This window comes from Chryseobacterium sp. IHB B 17019 (assembly GCF_001456155.1).
Taxonomy (GTDB): Bacteria; Bacteroidota; Bacteroidia; order Flavobacteriales; family Weeksellaceae; genus Chryseobacterium.
Genome location: NZ_CP013293.1, coordinates 1,904,999 through 1,923,256, shown reverse-complemented (window position 1 = coordinate 1,923,256; position 18,258 = coordinate 1,904,999). Strand labels below are relative to the sequence as shown.

The 18,258-nt window shown below is 34.4% G+C and carries 21 protein-coding genes; 8 read left to right on the top strand and 13 right to left on the bottom strand.

Translation table 11 applies throughout. The features are described 5' to 3' along the window. Nucleotides 1-44 precede the first annotated feature (44 nt). The 5 genes from ATE47_RS08890 (at nucleotide 45) to ATE47_RS08870 (ending at nucleotide 3,407) form a co-directional block, all read left to right on the top strand. Nucleotides 45-503: a DoxX family protein gene (locus ATE47_RS08890; protein WP_062161630.1), complete on the top strand. Its 459-nt coding sequence runs from the start codon at nucleotides 45-47 to the stop codon at nucleotides 501-503. 410 nt (nucleotides 504-913) lie between these two features. Continuing rightward, a complete protein-coding gene (locus tag ATE47_RS08885) occupies nucleotides 914-1,918 on the top strand; it encodes a retropepsin-like aspartic protease (RefSeq protein WP_082632549.1) in 1,005 nt (334 codons plus the stop codon). A 218-nt stretch (nucleotides 1,919-2,136) separates the two neighbouring features. Continuing rightward, nucleotides 2,137-2,691 carry an RNA polymerase sigma factor gene (locus tag ATE47_RS08880; RefSeq protein ID WP_228376343.1) on the top strand — a complete coding sequence of 185 codons (555 nt, stop codon included), beginning with the start codon at nucleotides 2,137-2,139 and terminating at the stop codon, nucleotides 2,689-2,691. A 13-nt stretch (nucleotides 2,692-2,704) separates the two neighbouring features. After that, the gene (locus tag ATE47_RS08875; protein ID WP_062161627.1) at nucleotides 2,705-3,046 is read left to right on the top strand and encodes a hypothetical protein; all 342 of its coding nucleotides are present in this window, start codon (nucleotides 2,705-2,707) and stop codon (nucleotides 3,044-3,046) included. 88 nt (nucleotides 3,047-3,134) lie between these two features. Next, nucleotides 3,135-3,407 (top strand): hypothetical protein, encoded by a 273-nt coding sequence (locus tag ATE47_RS08870; protein WP_062161626.1) that lies wholly within the window; start codon nucleotides 3,135-3,137, stop codon nucleotides 3,405-3,407. Between the two features lie 109 nt (nucleotides 3,408-3,516). Here ATE47_RS08870 and ATE47_RS19240 read toward each other — a convergent pair whose 3' ends face one another. Next, nucleotides 3,517-3,711 carry a hypothetical protein gene (locus ATE47_RS19240; RefSeq protein ID WP_185097146.1) on the bottom strand — a complete coding sequence of 65 codons (195 nt, stop codon included), beginning with the start codon at nucleotides 3,709-3,711 and terminating at the stop codon, nucleotides 3,517-3,519. A gap of 147 nt (nucleotides 3,712-3,858) precedes the next feature. Between ATE47_RS19240 and ATE47_RS08860 the strand changes: the two genes are divergently transcribed. Next, the gene (locus tag ATE47_RS08860) at nucleotides 3,859-4,509 is read left to right on the top strand and encodes a J domain-containing protein (protein ID WP_062161624.1); all 651 of its coding nucleotides are present in this window, start codon (nucleotides 3,859-3,861) and stop codon (nucleotides 4,507-4,509) included. Here ATE47_RS08860 and ATE47_RS19235 read toward each other — a convergent pair. Together ATE47_RS19235 and ATE47_RS08855 are read right to left on the bottom strand one after the other, a co-directional pair. Beyond that, nucleotides 4,506-4,661, bottom strand: a complete 156-nt coding sequence (locus ATE47_RS19235) for a hypothetical protein (RefSeq protein WP_185097145.1) — start codon at nucleotides 4,659-4,661, stop codon at nucleotides 4,506-4,508. The genes ATE47_RS08860 and ATE47_RS19235 overlap by 4 nt on opposite strands. Before the next feature lie 92 nt (nucleotides 4,662-4,753). Next, a complete protein-coding gene (locus ATE47_RS08855; RefSeq protein ID WP_150114805.1) occupies nucleotides 4,754-5,932 on the bottom strand; it encodes a DcaP family trimeric outer membrane transporter in 1,179 nt (392 codons plus the stop codon). Between the two features lie 449 nt (nucleotides 5,933-6,381). Here ATE47_RS08855 and gcvP point away from each other — a divergent pair, with 449 nt between their 5' ends. Further along, nucleotides 6,382-9,240, top strand: a complete 2,859-nt coding sequence (gene gcvP / locus ATE47_RS08850; RefSeq protein WP_062161622.1) for an aminomethyl-transferring glycine dehydrogenase — start codon at nucleotides 6,382-6,384, stop codon at nucleotides 9,238-9,240. A 143-nt stretch (nucleotides 9,241-9,383) separates the two neighbouring features. On the opposite strand, the gene ATE47_RS08845 is transcribed toward gcvP, so the two are convergent. The 8 genes from ATE47_RS08845 to ATE47_RS08810 form a co-directional block, all read right to left on the bottom strand. Beyond that, nucleotides 9,384-9,995, bottom strand: a complete 612-nt coding sequence (locus ATE47_RS08845) for a hypothetical protein (RefSeq protein WP_062161621.1) — start codon at nucleotides 9,993-9,995, stop codon at nucleotides 9,384-9,386. A gap of 29 nt (nucleotides 9,996-10,024) precedes the next feature. Further along, nucleotides 10,025-10,762, bottom strand: a complete 738-nt coding sequence (locus tag ATE47_RS08840) for a YggS family pyridoxal phosphate-dependent enzyme (protein ID WP_062161620.1) — start codon at nucleotides 10,760-10,762, stop codon at nucleotides 10,025-10,027. Further along, the gene (locus tag ATE47_RS08835; RefSeq protein WP_062161619.1) at nucleotides 10,759-11,478 is read right to left on the bottom strand and encodes an AAA family ATPase; all 720 of its coding nucleotides are present in this window, start codon (nucleotides 11,476-11,478) and stop codon (nucleotides 10,759-10,761) included. Before ATE47_RS08835 ends, ATE47_RS08840 begins: the two co-directional genes overlap by 4 nt. 17 nt (nucleotides 11,479-11,495) lie before the next feature. Then, on the bottom strand, nucleotides 11,496-12,107 hold the full coding sequence (locus ATE47_RS08830; RefSeq protein ID WP_062161618.1) for a MarR family winged helix-turn-helix transcriptional regulator: 612 nt from the start codon (nucleotides 12,105-12,107) through the stop codon (nucleotides 11,496-11,498). Further along, the gene (locus ATE47_RS08825) at nucleotides 12,104-12,370 is read right to left on the bottom strand and encodes a DUF2024 family protein (protein ID WP_062161617.1); all 267 of its coding nucleotides are present in this window, start codon (nucleotides 12,368-12,370) and stop codon (nucleotides 12,104-12,106) included. Before ATE47_RS08825 ends, ATE47_RS08830 begins: the two co-directional genes overlap by 4 nt. Before the next feature lie 74 nt (nucleotides 12,371-12,444). Next, a complete protein-coding gene (locus tag ATE47_RS08820) occupies nucleotides 12,445-12,678 on the bottom strand; it encodes a hypothetical protein (protein ID WP_062161616.1) in 234 nt (77 codons plus the stop codon). 1,059 nt (nucleotides 12,679-13,737) lie between these two features. Then, nucleotides 13,738-14,472, bottom strand: coding sequence for a DNA-formamidopyrimidine glycosylase family protein (locus ATE47_RS08815; RefSeq protein ID WP_062161615.1), 735 nt, complete (start codon nucleotides 14,470-14,472; stop codon nucleotides 13,738-13,740). Between the two features lie 77 nt (nucleotides 14,473-14,549). Beyond that, nucleotides 14,550-15,092 carry a hypothetical protein gene (locus ATE47_RS08810; RefSeq protein ID WP_062161614.1) on the bottom strand — a complete coding sequence of 181 codons (543 nt, stop codon included), beginning with the start codon at nucleotides 15,090-15,092 and terminating at the stop codon, nucleotides 14,550-14,552. A gap of 162 nt (nucleotides 15,093-15,254) precedes the next feature. Between ATE47_RS08810 and ATE47_RS08805 the strand changes: the two genes are divergently transcribed. Then, nucleotides 15,255-16,610, top strand: coding sequence for a deoxyguanosinetriphosphate triphosphohydrolase (locus ATE47_RS08805; RefSeq protein ID WP_062161613.1), 1,356 nt, complete (start codon nucleotides 15,255-15,257; stop codon nucleotides 16,608-16,610). A gap of 90 nt (nucleotides 16,611-16,700) precedes the next feature. On the opposite strand, the gene ATE47_RS08800 is transcribed toward ATE47_RS08805, so the two are convergent. Continuing rightward, nucleotides 16,701-17,774, bottom strand: a complete 1,074-nt coding sequence (locus tag ATE47_RS08800; RefSeq protein ID WP_062161612.1) for an NAD(P)H-dependent flavin oxidoreductase — start codon at nucleotides 17,772-17,774, stop codon at nucleotides 16,701-16,703. 31 nt (nucleotides 17,775-17,805) lie between these two features. Beyond that, nucleotides 17,806-18,258 carry a nuclear transport factor 2 family protein gene (locus tag ATE47_RS08795; RefSeq protein WP_062161611.1) on the bottom strand — a complete coding sequence of 151 codons (453 nt, stop codon included), beginning with the start codon at nucleotides 18,256-18,258 and terminating at the stop codon, nucleotides 17,806-17,808.

Here is an 18,258-nt window from a genome sequence, read left to right as displayed (position 1 = left end):
TGGATTTTATGTTTAAATTTATTTAAAAATTTACATAAATAAACATGAAATTATTAACCATCCTTTTTGCGACATTTATTTTGACGTTGTTCGCAACCAAACTTTTTCAGGGAAGCTGGAACCTGTTATTTTCAGGTAATCTTGGAATGGCTGTTTTTATCATTTTTACAGGACTTTCTCATTTTAAGTTTCAGAAAGGAATGGCTATGATGATTCCGGATTTTATACCTTTCAAAATGTTTTGGGTATATTTTACGGGATTGGTCGAAATTGCAGCGGGAATTGGATTGATGATTCCCTCAATTAGAGAAACCACAGCTATTTTATTAATTATTTTCTATGTTTTGGTTTTTGTTGCGAATATTAATTCTTCAAAGCAAAATATTAATATTTTCAAAGCAGATTATACCGGCCCGGGAATGAACTACCTTTATAAACAGAGAATTCCGATGCAGATTATTTTAATAGCCTGGACTTGGTATTTTGGAATTTATTTAATGTAGTCTTAGAAATTTTAAGTTAAAATATTATTATATAATTTCTATTTGATGTTAAAATTTTCTTATAAAATGTATTAAATTGAAATAAAATATAGCTAAAAATTAATTATTGACTAGTTAAAGATTAGATTAATTAATGAAATAAAGTATCTGAAAGTAATTTAACTATTTAATTTTCAGATAATTAAATTAAGATAGTATACCGATGGTATACTATTTTTTTTGCCTTTTCATGAAATTTGTTTCCCTTTGCATCAGAAAATTAATCAACACATATTGAAGCATAATTCAAATTAAAATTGGAAAAAGATTTTAAAAAACAATAGCAAAAGCTAAAAACACAAATGATAAAATGAAGTTTATGTCTGGGAACTTCTAAATGTTCCCGGCATAAATTTCAAATAAAAACACAAATGATGAATAAAAATTACTTTGTAATACTTTTGGTATTACTGTCTTCAGCAATGTCTTTATCGGCAAAAGCAACACTTTCCGGAAAATTATTCTATAGTACCGTCTTTAAAGATAAAAATGATAAGGGCCCCAATGAAAATAAATCAAGCAAAAAGAGAAGTACGTTTTCAGGTGAATTTGTAACGGATTTTACTATGAAAAACGGATTGATTTATGTAAATGCAAGTTTGGATGGAAACGTAAGATCTTTTTTACTGGATAGCGGATTGGGATGTGACCTTATTCTGAATTCTGAAGCTAAATTTTTAGAAAACTTAAAAGAGACAGACATTTGCATCAATGGTATGGGGAGTGGGAAATGTAGAGCAGTAGAGACTTCATGGGTTGGTACATTCGACTGGAAGGGGATGAAACTTTCTAACACGGAAGTTACGGCCATACCACTTTCACATATAGGAAAAGGCGAGGGTTTTGCCGGGATTATTGGCTTTAACACTTTTAAAAACTATCAGTTAACTTTTGATTATCAAAGAGGTATCTTAAAAGGAAGTACAAAAAAAGATATTGAAAAAGAAGCAAAAGAAAACGGAAAGCTTATCTCAACAATACCTTTTGAATTAAAAGATCATATGCCTGTGTTTGAGGTTGAAATTAACGGTAAAAAATATAAAGTAGGACTGGACACCGGAGCTTCTGTAAATGTAATGAATACTAAAAACTTTGATGATTTCAACAATTCTGTATCTAATATTAGGGAAGTTTCAATGAAAGGATTTGGTGAAGAAACTAAAGTAAAAAGAGGAAGTATCAAAGAGACAAAAATAGGAGGTTTAAATTATGATAACATGGATTATAATTTTGAGAGTTCATCTCTGAATAATCTGAATAAACAATATAAATACGGTATCGACGGATTAGTGGGTTGTGAGTTTTTAAAGAAATACATCACTGTTGTTGATTTTAACTCAAAAGAAATTCGAATTTATGATGGTGTAATTATTTAATTTGATTTAATATTTTATAAAATTTTTTTAGTAGCTTATAGGTCTCGACTTATAAGCTGTTTTTTTATTAAAAGATACATTATATGGATATTTTTCAGGAAAGATAACTTAGTATTTTTATTGTATAATTCGGGAAATAAAAAAATATTTTAAATTTATTAAAGTAAAACAAAAAGTACAGCCGTCTTAGCAATATGGAGGTTGTCGAAAAAATAACAATGCCACAGAAGGAGAAGGAAAATATCATCTCTCAGACCGTTTCAAAGTACGGAGGAAAGCTGATGTCGTACATTCGTCCGAAAGTGAAAAACACGGAGGATGCGGAAGATATTCTGCAGGAGGTGTGGTATCAGTTCAGTAGTCTTACCAATCTTTCTGAGATTGTGAACGTTGGCGGTTGGCTGTACAGGGTTACAGCGAATAAAATCACAGACAAATACCGCAAAAAGAAAACCGAAAATCTTGAAGATTTTGTCTACGAAGATGAAGACGGAGATTTTTCCATCAAGGATATTTTACTGATGGATGAAAGCGCGGGCCCGGAAGTGAGGATGTTTCAGGATGAAATCTGGAAAAAGCTCTTTGAAGCTTTGGATGAATTACCGGAAAAACAAAGGTTGGTCTACGTAGAAAATGAACTCAACGACAAAACCCTCCAGGAAATTGCCGATGAACATGGCGAAAACATCAAGACCATTATTAGTCGGAAAAATTATGCCATCAAGCATTTGAGAAACAGATTGAGAAAATTATACGAAGATTTAAATAGTTAGTAAAAAGAAAAATATGAATCATAAACACAAAAAAGGCTGGATTTTTTTAATATTATGTCCGCCGTTGATTTTTCTGGGAGTTACATGGATTGTCATGGCTCTTTGGAATCATCTTCTTCCCGAAATTTTAGGCGTAAAATCGATAACATATTGGCAGGCAATGGGAGTATTGGTTTTAAGCAAGATACTTTTCGGAGGATTTCATTTTGGAAAAGGAGTACGGGAATTTAAGGAAAAGAAAATGATGAGAGAAAGAATGATGAATCTGTCTCCCGAAGAAAGAGAAAAGTTCAAAGAAGTCTGGAAAGACAGATGCTCAGGCGGTTTTTTCAACAGAAATAAAACAAACGAATAATAAAAATTTTAGAAGTAGTAAAGTAAAATTTAAAGTCTATTCGTCTTTATAAAAAACAAAGAAGTAGTAAAATTTAAAATTTAAGAAAATGAAAAATTCAGTATTAAAAGGAGCTCTGGGAGCTTTAGCAGTAGCGGGAGTTGCGATGATCGCAAAAAAAGCAATCGAAAGAAAAAGATTTGTAAAAGGTATTTTTGAAGAATACGGAATCAAAGAAAAATCACCTTTCGGATTGGCTGATAAAATCAGAGAAATGGACGAAGAAAAATACCAGGAACTGAAAGGGAAATTCAAAAAAGAATTCGCTTCAAGATGCCACCACAGAGGATTCAACAAAAAAGAAAATATTGCGGAAGCATAATATAGAAAGTAGCTAAATTGAAATTGTTAATTTGGGTTCGGGAAGCTTTGCTTCCCGAACCCAAATTTTTTATATCATTGTGAAGAGCGATAATCCCAAAATATCTCAATCATATAAACTTCAAGCTTCCACCTTCCTTCTTCAAGCCTTTATTTGTAGCTTTTCCCGCTATCCACTCATACTCCTCACGCCAACGGCCTCCAACACCATATCCCACCAACTCTCCAACACAAGTTCCGGGGTAACCGTTCCTATCGGGGCTAGGGTAGCGGTCGTTCTTATTAATGTTTGTCATAGCGAGCAAAGCGAAGCAATCATCCTTCGCTGAGTGAAACGCCTTCGAACAAAAAACATCCACAATAATTTTAAAGAAAACTTCGCGAACTTTACGTTAAAAAACAGATTGCATCGCTTGTTCACAATCACAAAATCCTTATTTTTGTACAGTTCAATGAAAGATTACTACTATTTTCTTGGGATTTCTCATGATGCTTCGGAAGAAGACATCAAAAAAGCTTATAGAAAACTATCGCTAAAATATCACCCCGACAAAAACGAAAATGATGACTTCTTTGCAGACCGTTTCCGCGAAATTCAGGAAGCTTACGAAACATTGAGCGACAAAAGTAAAAGATATACTTACGACCAGAATTTAGAAAGTCAACAGAAAAGTTTCAGGTATAATGTTCCGCCTTCCATAAAAACTTTTACGGCGAATAAAATTCATGCAAAAAAAGGAGAGGAGATTATCATCAACTGGCAGACTCAGAATGCTGATGTAGTGAAAGTTTTACCTTTCGGACTGGAAAAACCTTACGGTGAAAGAATTTTTAAAATAACGGAATTCAAGGACGGAAAATTCCAGATTTTACTTCATGCTACGAATTCGTTGTTACATAAAACGGTTGTTCAGGGAATAACAATTACAGAAGTTTTTGAAACTGAAGGTGAAAAATTCAGGGATAAAGCGGAAGAATTATTCAAGTCGCAACCGAGAACAGTTGCAAATCCGCATGGTCAGCCAAAAATAATGAAAATATTTGTGGCGATTGTATTAATAGTTTTGGCGACTTATTTCTTAATAAAAAGTTTCAGCAATTAAGCCATTTTCTTCCTTCCCGGACACTTTTTACATCTTTTTCCTTTTTTGAATTTCTTGCAGCAAGATTTCTTGTCGCCACAATACATTTCTTCAGTATTTATTGAAAAAGCAGGTGCCAAAGGTGGTACTTTGAAAGGGACAATCATATTCATGCTGCAAATATATTAATTTAGAATAAATACAGATAATAAATTTGCACAAATTATTTTAAAGCTGATAATTAACAGTTTATCATTGATTTAAATTAAAAGCTTAATGCCGTTGACGCCTGAATTCTCCACGCGTAAGCTTGTCGACCATCAAAAATTTTTACTCTTCCGTAATTCCCTTCAACTCCCATCCGCAATTTTTTAAAAGGCTGGAAAACAATATTAAGTCCTGCATTTTGAAAATTTTTCGCCATATCTTTCGGAACATAGTCTTTTTTTCCAATACTGGAATAGCTGATATACGCCACCGAAGACCATTCTTCATTCCACCAGTGTTCATACATACCAACAATATTAAAAAGAGCCAGGGTTTCCAGAATATTTCGGTTAGCGGGATTCGGCACAGCATCATACTCTTCACCATTGAGGTCGCTGTTGTTAGTTGCGTATCCTTTTCCATAAGAAGTCTGAAACCTGAAACTATTTTTATCAGTAATATATCGCCTCGCAGAGATCATTCCACCCCACCCAAGCATCGTTTTCGTCTGATATGCTTCATCAGGGAGGTATCGCATGTCATAGCTAATAGGCGAAATAAGCGCTCCGGCTTTTATATAATCTTTCTCATTACCGTAGCGATACATTGCTGTAAAGGTAGGAATGACGGCTCTTTTCTTCCATTCCAGAGAATCGACGGGAAGTGAAATACTTGGTGAATTCGGATCTTCCAGAGAAAATGAAAGATCTTCTTTCGAAGAAATTTTAGTGGAATATCGAACCTGCATTCTTCTGCTGAATAACAGTCCATCAGGTCCGATAAAATCAAAAATATTGGGAAAAATTTCAGTGTCGGAAAAATTACTCCAGGTTTGTCCGGCGAGCCATTTATTCCATTTAATATAGCCTTGTCGGAAGCGGGGAGCGGTAGTTCTGTTTGGGCCGTACAAATCAATTTCGATGTAAGCCGAAAAATTATCGTCACCTTTTGGGTTTTTCTGCTTGATTCCCAGTCCGATCTGAGATTGCTTTACACTGAAATTACTGCTCGCGATATTCCGTTGAGGAATTGTAATGGACTGTGCAGCAAATCCTTCGATAGATTTCATATCCTGAAAATCAACGGTGTAATCTGTCTGTATAAACCCTTTAAGATATAATTCCCATTCATTTTTATCTTCTGCTTTGCTTTTTGTCAGCGTAATTTGTGCCGACCATTTGGATGGTAATAATAAAATGATCATCAATAAAGCGAACAGCTTCTTGTGTTTTTTCATATTTGCGTTTCTTTTAGATAAAATTTGAATCAACTTAAAAAAGTAAATCAAGTTTTATGTTTTAAATAAAAATTTAATTAGATTTTAAAATTTAAATTAAAATACTGTTTTTCAATATTTTATGTGTGATTTGTGAAACTACAAAATATTTTTAAACCATAATTGTATATGATTTTTTGTAAAAAGAAGGTTAATGAGAATTTCAATTAGATGTAATTATTTTATCAGGAAAAATTTTCTTTGTTCGATAAAGTATCTGTAATAAAATCTAGAATTAGGCTAAAAAAAAATAAATTGAATTTTAAGCAGAAAAATAATAAAAAGCCATTAATCTTAAAACCTATATCATTCATTCTTTGCTTTTTTGATAATTTTTCGCTCTTGTGCAATCTTGTAAAAAATCGTAATTTTACCAATCTTTTTTTACAAACAAAATCTAATAAATAAAAATGAATACAGAACAGTTTGTGAGCCGTCACATTTCCTTAAATGAAGCCGATAAACAGGCGATGTTGGAAAAAGTTGGCGTTTCAAGTATCGAAGAGCTCATCTCTCAAACCATCCCTTCTTCTATCCGTTTAGAAAAAGATCTTGAGATCTCAGAACCGCTTTCAGAATACGAAATGCTTATCCATTCTAAGGAATTGGCATCGAAAAATACTGATTATACAAGCTACATCGGTTTCGGATATCACAATACATTGTTGCCATCGGCTATTCAGAGGAATATTTTTGAAAATCCGAGCTGGTATACGGCTTATACACCTTATCAGGCGGAAATAGCGCAGGGAAGATTGGAAGCTCTTCTTAATTTCCAGACTGTTGTGTGTGATCTTACAGGTTTTGCATTGGCAAATGCTTCATTATTAGATGAATCTACGGCTGCTGCAGAAGCAATGCACATGTTTTTCAGCAACAGAACGAAAGACCAGAAAAAAGCAAACGCAAACAAATTCTTCATTTCTGATCTTGTTTTGCCTCAAACGGTTTCTGTTTTAAAAACAAAAGCAGAAGGTTTAGACATCGAAATCGTTGAAGGTGACCACAAAACCCACCAGTTTGACGAAACATATTATGGAGTTTTATTGCAATATCCAGGAAAAAACGGAATTGTTTTAGATTACACTGAAAATATTGTTGAATATAAAAAATTAGATCTTCAGGTAGCTGTTGCCTGTGATCCGATGGCTTTGGTTAAATTAAAATCTCCTGCTTCCATGGGCGCCGACTGTGCCGTAGGAACTACGCAGAGATTTGGTATTCCATTGGGTTACGGAGGTCCTCACGCAGCATTTTTCGCTTGTAAAGAAGATTATAAAAGAGATATTCCGGGAAGAATCATCGGGGTTTCTCAGGATATGTACGGAAGACGTGCATTGAGAATGGCTTTGCAAACGAGAGAGCAGCACATTAAAAGAGAAAGAGCGACTTCAAACATCTGTACAGCTCAGGTTCTTTTGGCGGTAATGGCTGGAATGTATGCTGTTTATCACGGTCCGAAAGGGTTAAACTATATCGCTGATCAGATTCACTTTAAAGCAAATGCTTTGAAGAACGGTCTTAAAGCTTTAGGATACGAAGCTGTTGAAGAGCCGATTTTCGATACGGTAAAAATCATGATGAGCGAAGATGAGAAAGGAAGATTGATGAGAATGATGCTTGATCACAGATTGAATCTAAACTATTTCACAGAAGGTGTAGTAAGCATCGCGATCAACGAAAGTACAACATTGGAGAAATTAAATGTTCTGATGGCTTCTTTTGCTCAGTTTAAAGATAAGCAGACTTTCAAATTAGAAATAAAAGAAGGATACAGCATTCCGGAAGAGAATTTAAGAAAAGACGAAATTCTTACGGAAGAAGTATTCAACAAATATCACACGGAGACTGAATTGATGCGTTACATCAAGCGTCTGGAAAGAAAAGATTTATCATTAACACATTCAATGATTTCTTTAGGTTCTTGTACGATGAAGTTGAACGCAGCGACTCAAATGTTACCACTTTCTTGGGACAATTGGGGAAGTGTTCACCCGTTTGTACCGGTTGACCAGGCTGAAGGTTATCAGGAAATGATCCGTGAACTGGAAAAAGATTTAGCTGAAATTACAGGTTTCGCAGGAACTTCTTTACAGCCGAATTCCGGAGCTCAGGGAGAATACGCTGGGTTAATGGTGATCAGAGAATATCATATTTCAAGAGGTGAAGGCCACAGAAATGTAGTGTTAATCCCTCAGTCTGCACACGGAACCAACCCGGCTTCTGCAGCAATGGCAGGAATGAAGATTGTTGTTGTTAAAAACCTTGAAAGCGGAGAAATTGATTTCGAAGACTTAAAAGCTAAAACAGAACAACATTCTGAGAATTTATCTTGCGTAATGATCACGTATCCGTCAACTTACGGATTCTTCGATGCCAACATTAAAGAAATTACAAGCTTAATCCACCAACATGGCGGACAAGTATATATGGATGGTGCGAACATGAACGCTCAGGTAGGATATACAAGCCCTGGAAACATCGGAGCAGACGTTTGTCACTTGAATCTTCACAAAACTTTCGCCATTCCTCACGGAGGTGGAGGTCCTGGAGTTGGCCCAATCTGTGTGGCTAAGCACTTGGTTCCTTTCTTGCCTTCAAACGCAAACATCAGAATCGGAGCTAAAGAAGCTATCGACGGTATTTCTGCAGCACCTTACGGTTCCGGTTTGATCCTGAATATTTCTTACGCTTACATCAAAATGTTAGGAACTTCAGGGTTGAAAAAAGCAACTGAACATGCAATCTTAAATGCTAATTATTTAAAAGAAATTTTAGCTGAGCATTTCCCGATTTTATATTCAAATACAGAGGGAAGAGTAGCGCATGAGTGTATCGTAGATTTCAGACAGTTTAAGTCGTTAGGAATTGAGGTTGCTGATGTGGCGAAAAGATTGATGGATTATGGTTTCCACGCTCCAACAGTTTCTTTCCCGGTGGCAGGAACATTAATGATCGAGCCTACAGAATCTGAAAGCAAGTCAGAAATTGATCGTTTTGCAGAAGCATTAATTGCTATCAAACATGAGATCGACGAGATTGCAAACGGACAAGCCGATGCTACAAACAACGTATTGAAAAACGCTCCTCATACGGAACAAATGGTAATCTCCGATTCTTGGGATAAGCCATACAGCAGAGAAAAAGCAGCCTATCCTCTGGATTGGGTGAGAGATCACAAATTCTTTGCTTCTGTTTCCAGAGTTGATGAAGCTTACGGAGATAGAAATCTGGTTTGTACTTGTGAGCCGATTGAAGCTTATATGTAATTAAGTTTTTTTAGATATAATGAATCCCTCTCGGTTGTGAGAGGGATTTTTTATTATAAAGGTTTGCAATTTGAGGTGATTCTAGACCGAATGGAAAAAGAAGTTAGAATGGTTTTTGCTTTTATTTTTGAATAAAATTCTTTCTACCAAAATTTCCACCATGGTTTTTTCATGATAGATGGGGTTTGAGTGGCAACTTTATTTGTTTCCAAAGTAGATTTAACGTTTTTATCCTGATAAAATAGTTCACCTTTGTCTGTCATTCCAATTGGAAATTCAGTTCTTTTCAACCACTCCTGATTTTGCAATTCGGGAAGAAACTCTTCATTGATATTTTTATCAAAGTTTTCTCTCGCTTTTTTAATGATATTTTCTTCAATATTAGAAGTTGAATTTGCGAAAAAAGTAATTGCTGTTTCAGGAATTTCTAAAAGTAATACCTGTGTTTTACTGCTGATTTTGTAAATATCTAATACCTTGAAGGAAGTGTTTGATTTTAGCATAAAATGTCCACAATCTACTGTTTCGGGCATCATTAATGAAACATCTTTTGCGTTTGCGGAAGCTATTAAGTAGCGTAAATTTGTTGCAAGGCCACCACCTTTCGCTGTAATATCAATAAATCCACGTTCAATTAAAATTTGTCCGATTTGATATTTCGAGATCAAATTTTCTGAAAGAGTTGTATCCCTGTAAAAAAGGGCCAATTCACCAAAAGTTTGATTGTAAATTCCTTCTATTTGAGTATTATTCATAATATTTTCATGATCTTTTTTTGATTAATCTATAAATTTAATGTTTCATCCCAATAATAAGAATCCGGATAAATCCTCGTCCCAAAAACTGCTGTTCCGACCCTTACAATGGTAGAACCTTCCTCAATCGCAGTTTCCAGATCACCGCTCATTCCCATTGAAAGTTCTTTCATTTCTACATTCGGGATATTCTGTTGGATGATTTCCTGCTGTAATTTTTTCAATAGTTTAAAACAGGCTCTCACTTTTTCAGTTTCCACACTGAATAGGCCAATTGTCATTAAGCCTTTAATTTTTAAAGTATCCAATTTAGAAACATTTTTTATCAATTCAACAACATTATCAGGATGAATTCCGAATTTACTTTCCTCATTTGAAGTATTCACCTGAATTAAAACATCCATTGTTTTTCCTTCCAACAAAAGTCGTTGGTGAAGTTTTTCAGCCAGATCCAAACGGTCAAGAGATTGAACACAACTTACATCATATTTTAAAATATCCTTTGTTTTATTCGTTTGAAGATGTCCGATAAAATGATTTTCGTGCGGAATATCTTTTAAATCTTCATATTTTTCTTTTAATTCCTGAACTTTGTTTTCAGCAATTAATGTTTGGCCGTTTTTCAGAGCAATTTTAATTCTTTCGACGGAAACGGTTTTTGTTGCCAGTAATAATTTAACTTCATCACTATTTCTGCCGGCTTTTTCACAGGCATATTTTATTCTTTGGTTGATGATTTCAAGGTTGTGGAGAATATCTTCTTTCATTGTTGAACTTGATGTTGAGCTTCCAGTTTTTGAATCAAATTTCCTTTCACCACCGTAAAAGCATAATCCTTCGCTTCAGCAAAAGAAATCTCATATTTCCTCTCAATATTCCTCAAATCTTCGGGAAACTTCGATAATAAATTATCATAAAAGCTATCCAGAAAGTCTTTGGAAGGCATTTCATAATTAATTTTCAACTGAAAACGCCTGATTAAAGCCGTATCAATAATCTCCGGATGATTCGTAGCACAAAGCAAAAGTGCATCCTCAGGATAATAATCAATCAACTGAATCAAGGTGTTCACCAGTCTTCTCATTTCACCAACATCTTTATCATCGCTGCCTCTCGCTTTCCCAATTTGATCGAGTTCATCAAGAAAAAGAACCGATCTTTCACGGGAAGCTTTATCAAAAATCATTTTAATATTTTGAGATGTTTCCCCAATTCGTGATGAAACGATATTGCTTAAATTCAAGATAATAATATTTTTACCCAAAGCATTCGCAATTGCCTTTGCAGTCATGGTTTTTCCACATCCGGAGCTTCCCTGAAGAAGCACTTTATTGTTCACCGGAAGACCGTATTCGTGCAGTTCTTTGATGTAAGTATTTTCTTTGATGAGCTGTACAAGCTGTTCCTTATTCCGAGGTTCAAGGAAAACATCATTAAGCGTTACTTCTTCTTTATCTTGAATAATAAGGTTATACAGATTCATTTTTTTTTGTTTTTAAATTAAGCTTTCATTTGATGTTCCGGGCAGTCGATACGCAGGTCTTCAGAATACAAAACTTTTTCTAAAAGCGCACAAACAGGTTCTTTTCCCTCAGCAGAGGGACGAAAATAGGTACAGGTCGTACACATTCTCTGAATGGTAATGACACCATTTTTGTTTAAATAATGAATAATATCAAACAGATTTTGAAGCAGATTTTCTTTGCTTTCTTGATTCAGGTTCTGAATCGGCGCGGTAATTTGTCTTGTAAAATAGGATGTTTTGTCTGCTATTTCGCTTCCCTTTGGGGTCAGATGGATAATGTAGCTTCTCGTGTCGTGAGGCTCATATTCTTTGGTGATCAGATTTTTTTGTTCAAGTGACTTTACGGTTTCGCTGATCGTGGCTTTTGTCATGTTAAATTCATCCGCCAGATAGCTCACTTTTCTTTTTTCTTCACTGTGATTTAAAAGAAAAACCAAAACCTGTACCTGAATGGGGCTCAAAGCATGTTCCTTACTTTCCTGCCAAAGCAAAACTCGGAAAGCCTGTGAAATCCTTTCTAAAGAAGCCACAATTTTGCTTTCCGTGTTCTGGTTTTGATGCTTTAAGTTAAAATCTGATTCGTTCATTCATTACAATTTTCCATTTCTATAATGGTGTAGCCTTTTCTACTGATGTCGGCTTCCCATTGTGGCAGCACTGTTTCTATATGGCAGAAGCTGCACTCTTTCGCGGAAAGTTCCTGGTTTTCCTGGCCTTTTCCTTTTAAATAATCTTTTCCGTAACTATAAATTACGTTTGTATCTTTAATTTCTGTCGGAGCAATGATGTCGAAATGCATTACTGATCCGTCTTTTTTAGTTACATAAGTATCCCAAACTGCTACCTGCATTTTATTAAATTTGTTGTTAATAGACTAAAATGCTTCACAAAGGTAGTAGTCCTAACTATGTGAAGCAAATTTTTTTAAGCTTTTACGTCTTCCATTGAAGCACCAAAGTTGATATGCAGAACATTTCCCGTAGGCGTAACCAGAGCCGGAACAGATTTTACACCTGTTTTTTCCGCTTCTTCAATTCTGCTTTTGTCTTCCCCGAAATGCACGATTTCTACATTTTCTTCTCCGACTAAATTAATGATGTCATGCTCTGCGCTTACACAAACTGGGCATCCTGCGTGATAAAAAATTGATTTTTTCATTTTTTAAAAATTTATAGTTAAAACATTTACTGCTGCAAATATAGTTAGGATTCCTAATTATATGTAAATTAATTTATTTTTACCAAAATTTTAACGTTTGAATATTTGGAAAAATAAAAGCCGGAACAAAGGAGATGTCCGGCTTTTGGCTTAATTATAATTGAAAATTTGCTATGAAAATAATTCCTATAAGATCAATCTTTCGATTGAAATTTTAAAACAACTAAATGTTTTATGAGCGTTTCGTGGTTTAGTTTTAAAATTTTTCGAAATTAATTATTTTCTCTTCTAACTGTTGTGAAATAAGAAGCAAATACTACTAAACATGTTGCAATTCCGATGTAAGTTACCATTTTGTTTTATTTTTAATTATTTGATGTTTTTTTATCAATTCTATACTGCAATATTACAACTTTATATTGAGATTCAAAATTAATAAATAATGATGTTTATCAGGTAGTTAGGTGGTTTTTATTGAAGGTAATTTAGGATTTTGTTTACAATTATTTAATATATTTTTACGAAAATATTAATACATTTATTATCTTATTCGTAAATTATTATTGATCTGGCAATACTTTAATAGGTTATATTTTAAACTTGATAAATACAACGAAATATAATGCTGAGCATAAAAATTTTATATAAACAGCGTTTTATGTAAATTTTTGTTCATAAAAATTCTCGTTGTAATGAATTAATTTCAATATATGCATTAAAAAATGGCTTCCGTATCCGAAAGCCAAATGGCAGATTATTTTTTTCTGTTAGCCTTTTCATAACTTTTTGCATAAAAGTATGCTGAAGTTATAAGGCATGTTGTGACTAATGTACATGCAATCATTTTTTTCATTTTTGTGTTATTAAGATAATTTCAAAATGCATGCCGTTGTGTATGTATTTGTAAATCAAATTTGTATGAATTAATTTGTTTTGCAGATGAAACAGAATTCACAACTTAACACTTTAAAAATGGTAGATTACAGATAGAAAATTTTCGATTACTTAGGATTATGGAGAAAGTTGTCTGTGTTAAAATTTATTTAAATAAAATTACAATTAATATAGCTTCTGATCCTTTTCACAATAAAAGCTTCTTCTTTTTCCTTTTCCGGTTTGCTTTTTAATCAGTTTTTCACCGCAAATAGGGCAGGTGGATTTGGTGTGTGCCAGCCAGTGTTTTTTTAGAGTAAATTCGCGCTTCCATTTCAGGAAATCAAAGCTGTAATTTCTGGCTTCGGCAATAAGCTCTTTTATCTTTTTCGCAGGCATTTTTCCCAGCAAACTTTCCGGCTGAACTCCAATCCTGAATAAAACTTCATTTTTAATAATATTTCCTACTCCTGAAAAAATATCCTGATTCATTAAAGCATCACAAACCATCATTTCCGGATTGGATTTTAACTTTTTCTCGGCTTTTTTAGGATTCCATTCGTTACTTAAAACATCGGCTTCCCAATCGATTTTTTCCAGATCTTTTGTTTCAATTAATTTAACGGAACATGTGTAAAAATACATGCTTCCCATTTTAAATTGTAATGATAAACGTAAGCTTTGATCAGGCTTAGTCTGCTCATCAACACTGTAAGAACCGAACATCAGCAAATGGATTCTCACAGAAATGTCATCAAAAATCAGATAAGTTTGTTTTCCGAAAGTCCGGATTTCCAATAGCGTTTTCCCTTCCAAAGGATCTTTTTCAAACTTTGCATTTCCATCGGCTTTCACAACTTTTTTACCTACAAATTTTTGCAGGCTTTCTTTCATTAATAGTATGGATGGACCTTCAGGCATGAATTGAATTTGTAGTTTATAAACTACAATTATTTTGCCACGATTTTAATTTTAAATTAAGAATAGGTTTAAAATATTCACTTATGTAATTCATTAAACATTTCAATATATTTTTCCTTAAACAACTTCTCAGTATTTTCAGGAAATCGGAAACCGTCCGGACCTACATAAATCTGTTTTGAATTAATATCTTTATTTAAAATTCTTGTTTGATGGTATTTTGTTAACCAAACATCAAAATGTTCAATCAGTTTTGTAGCTTCATCCAGGAGTTCCGGTGGCAGAAAATGACCATTGTTAATGAGCAGATCCCTGATATGCTGATTGGATTTTAGAATAATCTCATCTTCATAAAATTGGTCGTAGTCTTTTATTTTGGAATATTTATTTTGAAAAGCAAGTTTTAACCGGTTTAAATGAATATAAACCTGCCCCAATAATTCCACCGTGTTTTTTCGCCATTCAAAATAGGAAGTATCTTTTTTTGATAAGCTTTCAAATTCTCTTTTAATAACAGCATTTTGCCGTTCAGTTTTCCTGTGAAAAAAATAAGCGATGATTGCCGTGAAAAATGCCGTGACAATCGTGCTTCCCAATATTTGTTGTAAAATTTCAGACATGATTTCAGTTTTCGGTTATTAGTAATCACAAAGTTAAGCCGAAAATGAGATGAAATTTTCAGGTATTTTTACGGAAAAATAGAAGCTGTATTTTTGAGTTTTTAAGAAAAAATCATTCGATTAGTTCATTAAAAATAAAATTTGAAGTAATTTTGAAAAATGATGAATTTAAACCAGATTTTTACCAATCAGCGTACAGGAAACAATCCGCATACAAAAGCTTCGAGAACGGATTTTCAGAGAGATTTTGACCGAATTATTTTTTCATCTGCATTCAGAAGGCTGCAAAATAAAACGCAGGTTTTTCCGCTTCCGGGAAGTGTTTTTGTGCACAACCGTCTGACGCATTCGCTTGAGGTTTCGTCTGTAGGCCGAAGTTTGGGAAGTGTTGTTGGTGAATTCATTCATGATAATTTTAAAAGTGATTTGACCGAAGATTCCAGCAATTTTTACCTTCATAACCTGGGAAATGTAATTGCAGCAGGATGTTTGTGTCATGATGTGGGAAATCCGGCTTTCGGACATTCCGGCGAGGATGCAATTGCAAGTTATTTTGAAAGAAATGAAGCCGATTTAAAGCCGAAATTCAATGAAAAAGAATGGGCAGATCTAATGAATTTTGAAGGAAATGCCAATGCCATCAGAGTTTTGGCTCAGCAACAGCAGGGAAAAGATGCGGGAGGAATTCAATTGACATTTTCTACATTGGCGAGCATTGCAAAATATCCCTGTGAGGCGATTGCGAGAGATAAAGCCATTCTCCACAGAAAGAAATTCGGGTTTTTTCAAAATGAAAAAGATATTTTCCTTGAAATTGCAAAGGGAACGAATTTAATTTCAGAAAATGAAGAGCCTCATATTTTCAAAAGACATCCGTTCGTTTGGTTGGTAGAAGCTGCAGATGATATTTGCTACAACATTATCGACATGGAAGATGCCCACAGACTCGGCATTGTTTCAACTGCCGACTGCGAAAATCTGTTTTTTGAACTGGTAAAATCTGAAACCGATGATATTAAAAGAGTAAAAGATAAACTGGCATCCATTGGAAATGATAACGAAAAAATTTCTTATTTAAGAGCAAAAGTTATTAATGCTTTAATCAATAAATCAATTGAAACGTACAAACAGAACTTTGAAAAGATTCTCAACGGAAGTCTTGACAAAGCCCTGCTTGATATTTATAAATCTGAAAATAATTCTTTAAAAGAAATTGAGAAATTTTCTATTGCAAAAATCTACAATCATAAAGCCGTTGTTGAGATCGAAAATGCCGGCTACAACGTAATGTATGAGTTGCTGGATCATTTTATTCCATCAATTTTAAAATCAAAAGACGAAAGAAAATCTTACGATAAAATGGCACTAAAGCTACTTCCACAACAGTTTGTTTACGAAGAAGGAACCGATTATCAGAAAGTTTTGGGTGTGATCGATTTCGTTTCCGGAATGACTGACAATTTCGCAACCGATCTTTACAGGAAAATTAAGGGGATCGACATCGGAATGACGGTTTAATTATAAGTAAGGAAGCTGGAGGTTTGGAAGATGGGAGTTAGTATCGACGGATAACAACTTCCAGCTTCCAAACCTCCAGCTTCCAGCCATCTAACTCAACAATTCATTCGCTTCTTCAATTAATGATTTCATTAAAATAAATGCTTTTTTATGCTTTAAAATCGGGGCAATTTGTCCGGACCAGAAGAAAACCAATTCATGTTTTTGCTGTTCCAATGCGGCTTTTCTCAATGCTCCCATGAAATTGGTTTGTAAAGGAAAAGGCAGGGTTTTGTCTGTTGCAGCCAATACATTTCTGGTGATTTCAGTGGTAATTCCACGTCCTAATCTTCCGGTATAAGCTCTCGAAAGGGTGGTGGATTTTGCTGCATCGGAGAACAAAAACTCTTTGTGGATCGGCAATGCTCCGGATTCTTCGGTTGCAAGAAATGCAGTTCCAATTTGTACGGCTTCGGCCCCTAAAGTAAATGCTCCGGCTATCCCGCGGCCGTTGGCAATTCCTCCGGCTGCGACAACAGGGATTTTCACTTTATCTTTTACCAATTGAATTAAGGCGAAAGTTCCGGTGGTGGAAAGTTCTGATTTATCCAGAAACGAAGGTCTGTGACCGCCACTTTCAAATCCGGAAGCAACAATGGCATCCACACCAAGTTTTTCCAAAGCTAAGGCTTCATCCAAAGTAGTTGCATTTCCAAAAACAACAGTTCCCTGCTGATGAAGGTCTTCGATAATGTTTTCATCCAGCAATCCGAACATAAAGCTGAAAACTTTAGGTTTAATATCAAAAATAACCTGCAGCTGATTCTGAAATCTGGATTCAAAAGAGGGTGGAGGTGGAGGGACTTCTGTATCTACAAGGTCAAAATAAGGTTTGAAAGTCTCAACCGCCTTCTCATATTGCTTTTGCGTATGCTCTTCATCAATAATATCGTGATCGTTTACCCAAAGATTAAGGTTGTAGGGTTTATCTGTTTTTGATTTTATTTCTTTATCAATATCATAGATTTCCTGAGGCGACAAAGTATAGGCACCAAATCCGCCCAAACCACCGAGATTACTCACCGTAGTCGTAAGCTCAACGGTTGATAATCCTCCACCAAATGGCCCCTGCATAATAGGGTATTCTATTCCTAATAATTCTGTAATTCTATTTTTATTCCACATGATTTTGTTGATTTTGGTTAAAAAAATTAGGTTAGGGTTTTACATCGGTTAATGTTTTGTTGACAATCAACCATTCTCCGTTTATTTTATGGAAAGTTATAAAATTGTAATAATTAAAATCATACATTTTCTCATTTAATTTTGCTGTGGCGATTGAGTTAATCACATCAATTGAGATGATTCTTGCCACGAAAGGTTTCCCTGAATTTTCCGGACTCACACGGCTTCCTACAGCTTCAATATACTGTTCTGCGGTTTTATAATATGGGACACCATTGATGTCTCCGAAAAGTAGCGCGTCTTTATAAAAAACTTTTTTTAGAAGTTCGGTATTACCTTCATAAATTCCTTTGAAATAATAATTTTCGATAACATTTTTTATTTCTATTTCCTGAGTCTGATCTGTTTTCATAATATTTGTTTTTTGTGCATGACTGCTCAACGGGAAGCTGAACAGCCATGCGATTAATAATAAGATTTTCAT

Excerpts from the sequence above, each read along its gene's own strand:
- ATE47_RS08875 (WP_062161627.1), top strand. The coding sequence starts at position 2,705 with ATGAATCATAAACACAAAAAAGGCTGGATTTTTTTAATATTATGTCCG.
- ATE47_RS08835 (WP_062161619.1), bottom strand. The coding sequence starts at position 11,478 with ATGAATCTGTATAACCTTATTATTCAAGATAAAGAAGAAGTAACGCTT.
- ATE47_RS08870 (WP_062161626.1), top strand. The coding sequence starts at position 3,135 with ATGAAAAATTCAGTATTAAAAGGAGCTCTGGGAGCTTTAGCAGTAGCG.
- ATE47_RS08830 (WP_062161618.1), bottom strand. The coding sequence starts at position 12,107 with ATGAACGAATCAGATTTTAACTTAAAGCATCAAAACCAGAACACGGAA.
- ATE47_RS08855 (WP_150114805.1), bottom strand. The coding sequence starts at position 5,932 with ATGAAAAAACACAAGAAGCTGTTCGCTTTATTGATGATCATTTTATTA.
- ATE47_RS08860 (WP_062161624.1), top strand. The coding sequence starts at position 3,859 with ATGAAAGATTACTACTATTTTCTTGGGATTTCTCATGATGCTTCGGAA.
- ATE47_RS08795 (WP_062161611.1), bottom strand. The coding sequence starts at position 18,258 with ATGAAAATCTTATTATTAATCGCATGGCTGTTCAGCTTCCCGTTGAGC.
- ATE47_RS08805 (WP_062161613.1), top strand. The coding sequence starts at position 15,255 with ATGAATTTAAACCAGATTTTTACCAATCAGCGTACAGGAAACAATCCG.
- ATE47_RS08800 (WP_062161612.1), bottom strand. The coding sequence starts at position 17,774 with ATGTGGAATAAAAATAGAATTACAGAATTATTAGGAATAGAATACCCT.
- ATE47_RS19235 (WP_185097145.1), bottom strand. The coding sequence starts at position 4,661 with ATGAATATGATTGTCCCTTTCAAAGTACCACCTTTGGCACCTGCTTTT.
- ATE47_RS08890 (WP_062161630.1), top strand. The coding sequence starts at position 45 with ATGAAATTATTAACCATCCTTTTTGCGACATTTATTTTGACGTTGTTC.
- ATE47_RS08885 (WP_082632549.1), top strand. The coding sequence starts at position 914 with ATGATGAATAAAAATTACTTTGTAATACTTTTGGTATTACTGTCTTCA.
- ATE47_RS08825 (WP_062161617.1), bottom strand. The coding sequence starts at position 12,370 with ATGCAGGTAGCAGTTTGGGATACTTATGTAACTAAAAAAGACGGATCA.
- ATE47_RS08880 (WP_228376343.1), top strand. The coding sequence starts at position 2,137 with ATGCCACAGAAGGAGAAGGAAAATATCATCTCTCAGACCGTTTCAAAG.
- ATE47_RS08810 (WP_062161614.1), bottom strand. The coding sequence starts at position 15,092 with ATGTCTGAAATTTTACAACAAATATTGGGAAGCACGATTGTCACGGCA.
- ATE47_RS08815 (WP_062161615.1), bottom strand. The coding sequence starts at position 14,472 with ATGCCTGAAGGTCCATCCATACTATTAATGAAAGAAAGCCTGCAAAAA.
- gcvP (WP_062161622.1), top strand. The coding sequence starts at position 6,382 with ATGAATACAGAACAGTTTGTGAGCCGTCACATTTCCTTAAATGAAGCC.
- ATE47_RS08820 (WP_062161616.1), bottom strand. The coding sequence starts at position 12,678 with ATGAAAAAATCAATTTTTTATCACGCAGGATGCCCAGTTTGTGTAAGC.
- ATE47_RS08840 (WP_062161620.1), bottom strand. The coding sequence starts at position 10,762 with ATGAAAGAAGATATTCTCCACAACCTTGAAATCATCAACCAAAGAATA.
- ATE47_RS08845 (WP_062161621.1), bottom strand. The coding sequence starts at position 9,995 with ATGAATAATACTCAAATAGAAGGAATTTACAATCAAACTTTTGGTGAA.